The following is a 10,560-nucleotide window of genomic DNA, read 5'->3' as shown; positions in this document are numbered from 1 at the left end:
ACAAGAGGATTTAGAAGCATTCAAAACATTATTAGAGATGATTAGCGAAGCGCAAAGAAAAGAAAATGCTACTGTTGTAGAGAAATGTTAGAAAATCCTATTCCCTAACTTTTATTTACGCGTCCCTCACTTAAAAAAACATATGAAGAATCAACAGCTTAATAGGAATATAAAGCTATATGGTGGGCGATGAGAGACTCGAACTCCCGACATCCTCGGTGTAAACGAGGCGCTCTACCAGCTGAGCTAATCGCCCAATGCAATGATCAGCAATTGAATGGAGACTCTTTAAGGAAAAATTTTTCTAAACGCAAGAATAAAGATGGTATTTGATAATTTTTTTTAAAAATGCATAATCCTTCTTGACATAAACGCGTGAACCCCTTACACGACCGCTTGTACCAAATTAAATTGGTTCGAAAAAAATGCGCGGGTGTAGCTCAGTTGGTTAGAGTGCTGGCCTGTCACGCCGGAGGTCGCGGGTTCGAGCCCCGTCACTCGCGCCATTTCTTGATTCCTTATGAAATTTCCTTTTTTTAAGTATCCATATGCTATAAGTGAGGTGGTGGAGTATTTGATTGGGGGATAAATATGTTTTTTCTTTCTTTTTATATGGTTTATAAGAATAGGGCTTGCGTCTTTCTTTGCTCTGCGTTACCTATGCCGATAAGAAAAGTATCGCTCTGTATGCCTTTGAAGCAGTATGAATAGAGTTAATAGAGCGATTGTTAAATTTGTCTGTTTGGTCTCGCAATATTGAATCATTGTGTTAACTCAGGCATTTCGTTACGATGGAAGAGGGTTATGGCTTATTTATTGAGCTCTTACTTACCAGTCTTGATTTTCATTATTGTGTCAGCGGTTATTGCTGGAGTTTTGTTGATTACACCTTACATTGTAGCATATCGTTCCCCCGATCCTGAAAAGTTATCGGCTTATGAATGTGGGTTTAATTCATTTAGTGATGCACGCATGAAGTTTGATATTCGTTTCTATTTGGTATCAATTTTATTTATTATTTTTGATCTTGAAGTTGCTTTTCTTTTTCCTTGGGCTGTTTCATTCGAATCAATAGGTATGTTTGGCTTTTGGTCGATGATTGTATTTTTAGCGATTTTGACTATTGGATTTATATATGAATGGAAAAAAGGAGCTCTTGAATGGAATTAAGATCTAATAATTCAACGATTACAGCTCCAAAACCAAAAGGAATCATTGATCCAAATACTGGTGGGCTGATAGGATCTGATGATAAGTTTTTTCGTGATATCAATGCTGAATTATCAGATAAGGGTTTTTTAGTTACCTCGGCAGATGCTTTGATTACTTGGGCACGTACCGGTTCTTTAATGTGGATGAGTTTTGGTTTGGCTTGTTGTGCTATCGAAATGATGCAATGCTCAATGCCTCATTATGATAATGAGCGTTTTGGATATGCACCACGAGCTTCACCCCGCCAGTCCGATGTGATGGTGGTTGCTGGTACGCTCACAAATAAGATGGCGCCTGCTTTAAGGAAGGTTTATGATCAGATGCCTGAGCCACGTTATGTGATTTCTATGGGGTCATGTGCAAACGGTGGGGGATATTATCATTATTCCTATTCAGTAGTGCGGGGATGTGATCGTATCGTGCCTGTCGATATATATGTTCCAGGGTGTCCACCTACAGCAGAGGCATTATTATACGGCATATTGTTGTTACAGAAAAAAATCCGTCGTACCGGATCCATAGAGCGATAGAGAGTTTTCTTGTCATGGTGGATGAAACATTGGTTGAACTTGCTGCTTATTTGGAAAACAAGTTAAAAAATAAGCTTGAAGAGACTGTTCTTGCTTTTGGTGAATTGACCATTGTGGCGCGTCTTGATGCAATTATCGATGTCTTAATGTTTGTTCGAGATGATTCTCGCTGTCAATTTATTAATCTTACAGACATTAGTGGTGTGGATTATCCTTCTCGCGATAAGCGCTTTGATGTTTCTTACCAATTGTTATCTCCTCGTGAGAATTTACGCTTACGTGTAAAGGTTCGTACTGATGAAAATACTCCTGTTGCTTCAGCTTGTACGGTTTATCCTGGTGCAGAGTGGTATGAACGAGAAACGTATGATATGTATGGGATTTTATTTTCAGGACATCCGGATTTGAGACGGATTTTAACAGATTATGGGTTTGAAGGATATCCTTTACGCAAAGACTTTCCTGTGACAGGATTTGTTGAATGCCGTTATGATAATGAAGCAAAGAGGGTGATTTATGAGCCTGTTGTTTTGCGCCAAGAGATGCGTAATTTTGATTTTCTGTCTCCTTGGGAAGGAGGACAGTATACTTTGCCACGTGATGGAAAAGCAGATGAAAAAAAATAATATTGGTTTTGATAAGGCATTATATTAGAGTACTGTATTTCTTAAATAATTAAATATTTTTTAGCGTGATAGATTTTTTTGATATTTGATATGAAGTTTTTTAAAAAGCAAGGGGTTGATTGTGACTGAGGTCAATGTTCGAAACTTTAATATCAATTTTGGTCCGCAGCATCCTGCCGCGCATGGGGTTTTGCGCATGGTTCTGGAGTTGGACGGTGAAGTTGTTGAGCGTGTAGATCCACATATTGGGTTGTTGCATCGCGGTACTGAAAAATTAATGGAAACAAAGACTTATCTTCAAGCGGGTCCTTATCTGGATCGTTTGGATTATGTTGCTCCTATGAATCAGGAACATGCCTTTGTTCTTGCTATTGAAAAGTTATTAGATATTAAAGTTCCTAAAAGAGGGCAATTAATACGTGTTTTGTTTTCTGAAATTGGGCGTATTCTTAATCATTTGCTTAATGTAACGACACAGGCAATGGATGTTGGCGCTTTAACACCACCGCTTTGGGGGTTTGAGCAACGTGAAAGGTTGATGATTTTTTATGAGCGTGCCTGCGGTGCTCGTCTTCATGCAAATTATTTTCGTCCCGGTGGCGTGCATCAAGATTTACCAGAATCTTTAGTTGAAGATATTGGTGATTTTATTGATCCATTTCTTGTTTCTCTCGGAAAACTTGATGCGCTTGTGACCCCAAATCGGATTTTTAAGCAGCGTAATGTGGATATTGGCGTTGTAAGTATTGATGAAGCTTGGGCACGCGGTTTTTCTGGGGTTATGATTCGTGGAGCTGGTGTTCCGTGGGATTTGCGTAAAAGTCAGCCTTATGAATGTTACGATGAAATGGAATTCGATATTCCTGTAGGTAAAAATAGCGATTGTTATGATCGCTATCTTATTCGTATGGAAGAAATGCGTCAATCAGCGAAAATCATGCGCCAATGTGTGGAGCGTTTACTGAGTACTGAAAAAAGTGGACCGGTTTCGAGCTTGGATCGCAAAATCGTACCACCGACGCGGAGTGAAATGAAAAGCTCGATGGAAGCACTGATTCATCACTTTAAACTCTATACGGAAGGTTTTCATACACCTCCTGGAGAAGTATATGTTGCTGTGGAAGCTCCGAAGGGTGAGTTTGGTGTTTATCTTGTTTCTGATGGGACCAATAAGCCTTATCGTGTCAAGTTGCGTGCTCCTGGGTTTGCTCATCTCCAAGCTATGGATTTTTTAACCAGAGGTCATATGTTGGCAGATGCTACAGCTATTTTGGGTTCGATTGATATTGTTTTTGGGGAGGTTGATCGCTAATGTCCGTACGCCGTCTTGCAGATGATGTTTATCAGCCGGCTGAGTTTTCTTTTACAAAAGAAAATCAGATATGGGTACAAAATACCATAAAAAAATATCCTGTAGGGCGTCAGCAGTCTGCTGTAATTCCATTATTAATGCGCGCTCAAGAGCAAGATGGTTGGGTGACACGTGCTGCGATTGAGCATATTGCTCAGATTCTTTCCATGGCTTATATCCGTGTCTTAGAAGTTGCTACTTTTTATACTCAGTTTCAGCTTAAGCCTGTTGGAACAAAAGCGCATATTCAAGTTTGTGGTACAACGCCTTGTATGTTACGTGGTTCTGATGAATTGATTAAAGTTTGTCAGAAAAAAATTCATCATGAACCTTTTGCGACCAATCAGGATGGAACCTTATCATGGGAAGAGGTGGAGTGTCTTGGTGCTTGTGTTAATGCTCCGATGGTTATGATTTTTAAAGATACTTATGAAGATCTTACAGCTGAACGCCTTGAAGAAATTATTGATGCATTTGAAGCAGGTGAAAGTTCTGAGATAGCGGTTGGTCCACAAAATAGTCGTAAATCGTCGGAACCGATTAGTGGTTTAACTTCTCTTATTGATGATGAGAAAGAAAAAAAGATCTCTCAAGTATTCACCAAAAAAGGATAAGGAAAGAATGGGAACATAATTAAGTATTTTTCTTGAAAAAATATTTTATTATTCTACCCATGATGGCAACATTTAACGAAAAGTAAGAAGTCTTGAAAAGATATTTAAAAATTGCATTTGAGGAAAAGCGGAAAATGCTATGGGTAATAGAAAAAAGGTGAGGTATGTTAGCTGATAAAGATCGTATCTTCACCAATATTTATGGCTTAAAAGACAAATCATTAAAGGCTGCGATGTTGCGTGGGCATTGGAATGGTCTGAAAGAGATGATTGACAAAGGTCGTGATTGGATCATTGACGAAGTGAAGGCATCGGGTTTACGCGGTCGTGGTGGTGCTGGTTTTCCTACTGGAATGAAGTGGTCCTTTATGCCAAAGCAGAATGATGGGCGTCCTCATTATTTGGTTGTCAATGCCGATGAATCTGAACCTGGAACTTGTAAAGACCGTGATATTTTACGTCATGACCCCCATACTTTGATTGAAGGATGTGTAATCGCTACTTTTGCTATGGGAGCCAATGTTGCTTTTATTTATATTCGTGGTGAATATATTCGTGAACGTGAAGCGCTTCAAGCTGCCGTTGATGAGTGCTATGATGCGGGGTTACTTGGCAAAAAAACGAAATATGGGCATGCTTGTGATATTGTTATTCATCATGGAGCTGGTGCTTATATTTGTGGTGAAGAAACGGCTCTTCTTGAAAGTCTTGAAGGAAAAAAGGGGCAACCTCGGCTTAAGCCACCATTTCCTGCCAATATGGGGGTTTATGGCTGTCCAACAACAGTAAATAATGTAGAGTCTATTGCCGTTGTTCCAACGATTTTGCGGCGGGGTGCTTCGTGGTTTTCATCAATTGGACGAGCAAATAATGTTGGAACAAAATTATTTATGGTTTCAGGGCATGTTAATGCACCTTGTACATTTGAAGACGCTCTTGGTGTTTCATTCCGTGAATTAATTGAAAAACATACGGGTGGTGTTCGTGGTGGATGGAATAATCTTTTAGCGGTTATTCCAGGGGGGGCTTCTTGTCCAGTCGTTCGTGGTGAGGATATGATCGATGCGATCATGGATTTTGATGGGATGAGAGATGTCGGGTCTTCTTTTGGCACAGGGGGAATGATTGTTATGGATAAATCAACCGATATTATCAAGGCAATTTGGCGTATAGCTGCTTTTTTCAAGCACGAGAGTTGTGGACAGTGTACACCGTGTCGTGAGGGGACGGGGTGGATGATGCGTCTTTTAGGGCGTATGGTTGAAGGAAGAGCGCAAAAACGCGAGATTGATCTTTTGTTTGAAGTGTCTAAACAGGTTGAAGGACACACTATTTGTGCGCTTGGTGATGCTGCCGCATGGCCTGTACAGGGGTTGATACGTAATTTTCGTCCGGAAATCGAGCGTAGAATTGATGAATACACGCGAAATGTAGTCCAAAGCAAAAATATTGCTTTAGAAGCGGTTTAATAACGGATTTTGTTCTAAGAGCAACCGAATGCAAATTTTAAGTGGGTTATCCGCAGGTTGGATGGGTGATGATAAATATCAAAGTTGATGGCAAAGAGATTGAAGTTCCTGATTACTACACGTTGCTTCAGGCTGCTGAGGCGGCGGGTGTTGAAGTGCCACGTTTTTGTTTTCATGAATCTTTATCAATTGCTGGAAATTGTCGTATGTGTTTAGTTGAGGTTAAGGGGGGTCCTCCAAAACCTCAGGCTTCTTGTGCTATGGGGGTTCGTGATTTACGAGTAGGGCCTAACGGTGAAGCACCTGAAATTTTTACCAATACGGCGATGGTAAAAAAAGCACGTGAAGGTGTTATGGAATTTCTTCTCATTAATCATCCTTTGGATTGTCCAGTGTGTGATCAAGGGGGAGAGTGTGATCTTCAAGATCAAGCAATGCTTTATGGACGAGATTGTTCTCGTTATACAGAAAATAAACGTGCTGTAGAAGATAAATATATTGGACCTCTTGTCAAAACTGTTATGACACGATGTATTCATTGTACACGGTGTGTTCGTTTTACAACGGAAGTTGCAGGTATTTCTGAGCTTGGTTTGATCGGTCGTGGTGAAGATGCTGAAATTACGACGTATCTTGAAAAAGCTATGACATCTGAGTTACAGGGAAATGTTATTGATCTTTGTCCAGTGGGAGCTTTAACTTCAAAACCTTATGCGTTTCATGCCCGTCCGTGGGAATTGGTAAAAACGGAATCGATTGATGTGATGGATGCGCTTGGTAGTGCTATCCGTATTGATAGCCGCGGCCGTGAAGTTATGCGGATTATGCCGCGTACGAATGAAGATGTAAATGAGGAATGGATCTCTGATAAAACGCGTTTTATTTGGGATGGATTACGGACTCAGCGGCTTGATAAGCCATATGTACGCAAAGATGGAAAGCTTCAACCTGTCAGTTGGACAGAAGCTTTTGCAAAAATTAAAATGGTGATCTCTAAAATTTTTCCAGAAAAAATTGGAGCCATTGCTGGAGATCTTGCTTCTGTTGAAGAAATGTATGCCCTTAAAACATTATTGAGCTCTTTGGGCTCAACGCTTTTTGATTGTCGTCAAAGAGGGGGGGCTTTATCGCCAGAGTTTGGACGCTCGAGTTATATTTTTAATCCTACAATTGTAGGTATTGAACAGGCTGATGCACTGCTTATTGTGGGATCTAATCCACGTCATGAAGCAGCTGTTTTAAATGCGCGTATTTTAAAGCGCCAACGGATGGGCAATTTTCCTATTGCATTAATTGGAGAGAAAGTCGATTTACGTTATCCTTATTCTTACCTTGGATCTGGGAGTGATACATTAACGACACTTATTCGTGGAGAGGATGTTTTTTTTAATGTCTTAAAAGAAGCGAAGAGGCCCCTTATTCTTATCGGAGAGGGGGCTGTTTCAGGAAATGAAGGTTTATCTGTTTTAAAAAGTCTTGCTAAATTAGCTGATAATATTGGTGCTCTTAGTGAGACATGGAATGGGTTTGGGGTTCTTCATAATGCAGCATCGATTGTTGGAGGGTTAGACATAGGCTTTACTTCTAAGCTTGGGGTTGCAAATATACTTAAAACCTGTGAAGTTCTATTTTTGCTTGGTGCTGATGAAGTAGAATTAGCCAATACAAAAGCTTTTACAGTTTATATTGGGAGCCATGGTGATAATGGTGCACATGCTGCTGATGTTATTTTGCCTGCATCTGCTTACACTGAAAAATCAGGGCTTTATGTGAATACAGAAGGACGTGTTCAAATGACAAATCGGGCTGGTTTTGCTCCAGGTGAAGCAAAAGAAGATTGGGCTATTTTGCGTGCTTTATCGGATATTTTAGGACAAAAACTCCCTTTTGATTCTCTTCCTCAATTAAGGCAATGCTTGTTTAATGATTATCCACACCTTTGTGCTGTTGATGATATAGTGCCTTCTGATATAAGTGGTCTTAAGGCGCTTGGTTCAAAAATGGTTTCTCTCGAGAGTCAAACATTTACTTCTATGGTTAAAGACTTTTATTTAACAAATCCGATAGCACGTGCTTCTGCTGTTATGGCTAAATGTTCATCTCTTGCAAAAAATCGTTCTACGCAAACTGTACTGTAAAGTAAGGGCAAAGGAAAAAGAATAATGATGTATGATTTCTTTATGACTTGGCTGTTGCCATTACTCATTATAATCGGAAAAACACTTCTTCTTTTGGTCGTTCTTTTGCTCTTAGTTGCTTACCTTCTTTACGCAGATAGAAAAATTTGGGCTGCGGTACAATTGCGTCGTGGACCAAACGTTGTTGGTCCATGGGGATTGTTACAGTCTTTTGCAGATTTAATTAAATTTGTTGTGAAAGAACCTATTATCCCAGCAGGTGCAAATAAGGGGGTTTTTCTTTTGGCTCCTTTTGTTTCAGCGACACTTGCTTTATCAACTTGGGCTGTTATTCCTGTCAATGAGGGTTGGGAGGTTGCGAAGATTAATGTTGGCTTGCTTTATATTTTAGCTATTTCATCTCTTGAAGTTTATGGTGTTATTATGGGGGGATGGGCATCAAATTCAAAATATCCTTTCTTAGGAGCTCTTCGTTCGGCGGCACAAATGGTTTCTTATGAAGTTTCCATTGGTTTTGTGCTTGTGACCGTTATTTTAGTGAGTGGTTCGTTGGATCTTACAACAATTGTTCTTAAACAAAGTCATGGTTTTGGTACAACTCTTGGTCTTCCTTTTAACAGTTTTCTCGATTGGAATTGGTTGGTCCTTTTTCCAATGTTTATTATATTTTTTATTTCTGCGCTTGCAGAGACAAACCGTCCTCCATTCGATTTGGTGGAAGCAGAATCTGAACTTGTTGCTGGTCATATGGTAGAATATTCTTCAACGCCTTACATGCTCTTCTTTTTAGGTGAATATGTTGCGATTGTTTTAATGTGCGCATTAACAACCATTCTATTTTTAGGCGGTTGGCTGCCTCCTTTAGATGTTTGGTGGCTTAATTGGGTTCCTGGTATCATTTGGTTTGTTTTAAAAGTCTGTTTTGTATTTTTTTGGTTTGCTATGGTTAAAGCATTTGTTCCACGTTATCGCTATGATCAGCTCATGCGGCTTGGTTGGAAGGTTTTTCTTCCTCTCTCACTAGCAATGGTTGTGATAACTGCTGCTTTTTTAAAGTTTACGGATTTCGTTTAAGAGGAGATTTTACGATGTCAGGTTTCATTCAGGCGGCAAAGTCACTTCTTCTATTGGAATTTGTGAGTGCTTTTTTCTTAGCTATGCGCCAATTTTTTTCACCAAAGCCCACGATTAATTATCCTTATGAAAAAGGTTTTGTATCTCAGCGTTTTCGCGGTGAGCATGCATTGCGTCGCTATCCAAATGGTGAAGAACGGTGTATTGCTTGTAAATTATGTGAAGCGATTTGTCCTGCTCAAGCGATTACAATTGAAGCTGGGCCACGGCGCAATGATGGTACACGTAGAACTGTCCGTTATGATATCGATATGGTTAAATGTATTTACTGTGGTTTTTGTCAAGAAGCTTGTCCGGTTGAGGCTATTGTCGAAGGTCCAAATTTTGAGTTTGCGACGGAAACACGTGAAGAACTTTATTATGATAAAGAAAAGCTTTTATTGAATGGAGATCGCTGGGAGCGAGAAATTGCTCGAAATATATTGATGGATGCGCCTTATCGTTAAGTGTATCGTTAAATGAGGTGTCGGATATTTTTCCGATAAATTGTAATCTGGTATGAAGTTTATACCAATTGTTTGAATAATTAAGGAGAAGCCTATGCTAACAGATCTAGCGGCGGCATTTTTCTATTTGTTTGCTTTTATTATGCTAACAAGTGCAGTTATTGTTATTACAGCACGCAATCCAGTGCATTCTGTTTTGTTTTTAATCCTCGCATTTTTTAATGCAGCAGCTTTGTTTTTACTTGCAGGGGCAGAGTTTTTAGGGCTTATTCTGCTTGTTGTGTATGTTGGAGCTGTCGCTGTTTTATTTTTATTTGTCGTTATGATGCTTGACGTTGATTTTGCTGAGTTAAAGAGTGGAACTCTTCGGTATGCTCCTATTGGAGCTCTTATTGGTGTTATTATCGCTGTAGAATTGATTGTTGTTTTTATGAGTAGCTATTTTTCTCCAATCTTGAGAACGCATGTTACGCAACCAATACCAGATTTAGCCCAGCGAACAAATACACAAGCATTAGGTGATATTCTCTATACGGATTATGTTTTCTATTTTCAAATTGCTGGAATGATTTTATTGGTTGCAATGATTGGAGCTATTGTTCTAACACTTCGTCATAAATTAGGAGTAAAGCGGCAATCTATTGCGGAGCAAGTTTCTAGAACGGTAGAAAGTGCTATTGAAATCAAACAAGTTGAATCAGGCAAAGGTATATAAGGGGGCTATGTAGATGTATATTGATATTACACATTATCTCACTGTTTCTGCTTTGATGTTTACAATTGGTATTGCTGGAATTTTTCTCAACAGAAAAAACGTGATTATTATCTTGATGTCCATTGAGCTTATATTGCTTTCAGTTAATCTCAATTTTGTTGCATTTTCAGCATTTCTTCATGATCTCGTTGGTCAGGTATTTGCTTTATTTGTCTTAACCGTAGCAGCTGCTGAAGCTGCCATTGGTTTAGCAATTCTGGTCGTTTTTTTCCGTAATCGTGGTTCCATTGCGGTTGAAGATGTTAATGTAATGAAAGGCTAACCA

Annotated in this window: 11 protein-coding genes and 2 tRNA genes; 12 read left to right on the top strand and 1 reads right to left on the bottom strand. The window is 39.4% G+C overall.

What is annotated here, in order from left to right:
• Window positions 1–180: 180 nt before the first annotated feature.
• A tRNA-Val gene (locus tag ACFILH_RS01445) sits at window positions 181–256 on the bottom strand.
• Between the two features lie 173 nt (window positions 257–429).
• On the opposite strand from ACFILH_RS01445, the gene ACFILH_RS01440 reads away from it, so the two are divergent.
• The 12 genes from ACFILH_RS01440 to nuoK all read left to right on the top strand — a co-directional run bounded on the left by ACFILH_RS01440 (window position 430) and on the right by nuoK (window position 10,557).
• Window positions 430–506, top strand: a tRNA-Asp gene (locus tag ACFILH_RS01440).
• A 298-nt stretch (window positions 507–804) separates the two neighbouring features.
• Window positions 805–1,170 carry an NADH-quinone oxidoreductase subunit A gene (locus tag ACFILH_RS01435; RefSeq protein ID WP_005773599.1) on the top strand — a complete coding sequence of 122 codons (366 nt, stop codon included), beginning with the start codon at window positions 805–807 and terminating at the stop codon, window positions 1,168–1,170.
• Window positions 1,161–1,742, top strand: coding sequence for an NADH-quinone oxidoreductase subunit B family protein (locus ACFILH_RS01430; RefSeq protein ID WP_273791282.1), 582 nt, complete (start codon window positions 1,161–1,163; stop codon window positions 1,740–1,742). Before ACFILH_RS01435 ends, ACFILH_RS01430 begins: the two co-directional genes overlap by 10 nt.
• Before the next feature lie 14 nt (window positions 1,743–1,756).
• Window positions 1,757–2,368, top strand: coding sequence for an NADH-quinone oxidoreductase subunit C (locus tag ACFILH_RS01425; RefSeq protein WP_273791281.1), 612 nt, complete (start codon window positions 1,757–1,759; stop codon window positions 2,366–2,368).
• Between the two features lie 121 nt (window positions 2,369–2,489).
• Window positions 2,490–3,680, top strand: coding sequence for an NADH-quinone oxidoreductase subunit D (locus ACFILH_RS01420; RefSeq protein ID WP_375667256.1), 1,191 nt, complete (start codon window positions 2,490–2,492; stop codon window positions 3,678–3,680).
• Complete coding sequence (gene nuoE / locus ACFILH_RS01415) at window positions 3,680–4,333, top strand: NADH-quinone oxidoreductase subunit NuoE (RefSeq protein ID WP_273791279.1); 654 nt, start codon at window positions 3,680–3,682, stop codon at window positions 4,331–4,333. The genes ACFILH_RS01420 and nuoE overlap by 1 nt, the downstream gene beginning before the upstream one ends.
• Before the next feature lie 164 nt (window positions 4,334–4,497).
• Window positions 4,498–5,802 (top strand): NADH-quinone oxidoreductase subunit NuoF, encoded by a 1,305-nt coding sequence (gene nuoF, locus ACFILH_RS01410; RefSeq protein ID WP_273791278.1) that lies wholly within the window; start codon window positions 4,498–4,500, stop codon window positions 5,800–5,802.
• Between the two features lie 68 nt (window positions 5,803–5,870).
• On the top strand, window positions 5,871–7,940 hold the full coding sequence (nuoG, locus tag ACFILH_RS01405; RefSeq protein WP_273791277.1) for an NADH-quinone oxidoreductase subunit NuoG: 2,070 nt from the start codon (window positions 5,871–5,873) through the stop codon (window positions 7,938–7,940).
• A 27-nt stretch (window positions 7,941–7,967) separates the two neighbouring features.
• A complete protein-coding gene (gene nuoH, locus ACFILH_RS01400; RefSeq protein WP_273791289.1) occupies window positions 7,968–9,014 on the top strand; it encodes an NADH-quinone oxidoreductase subunit NuoH in 1,047 nt (348 codons plus the stop codon).
• Window positions 9,015–9,028: 14 nt separating this feature from the next.
• Entirely contained in the window at window positions 9,029–9,520 is a 492-nt protein-coding gene (nuoI, locus tag ACFILH_RS01395; protein WP_273723184.1) for an NADH-quinone oxidoreductase subunit NuoI, read from the top strand.
• A 94-nt stretch (window positions 9,521–9,614) separates the two neighbouring features.
• Window positions 9,615–10,235: an NADH-quinone oxidoreductase subunit J gene (locus ACFILH_RS01390; protein WP_375657768.1), complete on the top strand. Its 621-nt coding sequence runs from the start codon at window positions 9,615–9,617 to the stop codon at window positions 10,233–10,235.
• Window positions 10,236–10,248: 13 nt separating this feature from the next.
• Window positions 10,249–10,557, top strand: coding sequence for an NADH-quinone oxidoreductase subunit NuoK (gene nuoK / locus ACFILH_RS01385; protein ID WP_273791275.1), 309 nt, complete (start codon window positions 10,249–10,251; stop codon window positions 10,555–10,557).
• Window positions 10,558–10,560 lie beyond the last annotated feature (3 nt).

The sequence above is a fragment of the Bartonella sp. CL435QHHD genome (assembly GCF_042195095.1).
In the GTDB taxonomy this organism is placed as follows: domain Bacteria; phylum Pseudomonadota; class Alphaproteobacteria; order Rhizobiales; family Rhizobiaceae; genus Bartonella.
This window is presented reverse-complemented; position numbering and strand designations above follow the sequence as displayed.

Excerpts from the sequence above, each read along its gene's own strand:
- nuoK (WP_273791275.1), top strand. The coding sequence starts at position 10,249 with ATGTATATTGATATTACACATTATCTCACTGTTTCTGCTTTGATGTTT.
- nuoF (WP_273791278.1), top strand. The coding sequence starts at position 4,498 with ATGTTAGCTGATAAAGATCGTATCTTCACCAATATTTATGGCTTAAAA.
- nuoE (WP_273791279.1), top strand. The coding sequence starts at position 3,680 with ATGTCCGTACGCCGTCTTGCAGATGATGTTTATCAGCCGGCTGAGTTT.
- nuoH (WP_273791289.1), top strand. The coding sequence starts at position 7,968 with ATGTATGATTTCTTTATGACTTGGCTGTTGCCATTACTCATTATAATC.
- ACFILH_RS01425 (WP_273791281.1), top strand. The coding sequence starts at position 1,757 with ATGGTGGATGAAACATTGGTTGAACTTGCTGCTTATTTGGAAAACAAG.
- ACFILH_RS01390 (WP_375657768.1), top strand. The coding sequence starts at position 9,615 with ATGCTAACAGATCTAGCGGCGGCATTTTTCTATTTGTTTGCTTTTATT.
- ACFILH_RS01435 (WP_005773599.1), top strand. The coding sequence starts at position 805 with ATGGCTTATTTATTGAGCTCTTACTTACCAGTCTTGATTTTCATTATT.
- nuoI (WP_273723184.1), top strand. The coding sequence starts at position 9,029 with ATGTCAGGTTTCATTCAGGCGGCAAAGTCACTTCTTCTATTGGAATTT.
- nuoG (WP_273791277.1), top strand. The coding sequence starts at position 5,871 with ATGATAAATATCAAAGTTGATGGCAAAGAGATTGAAGTTCCTGATTAC.
- ACFILH_RS01430 (WP_273791282.1), top strand. The coding sequence starts at position 1,161 with ATGGAATTAAGATCTAATAATTCAACGATTACAGCTCCAAAACCAAAA.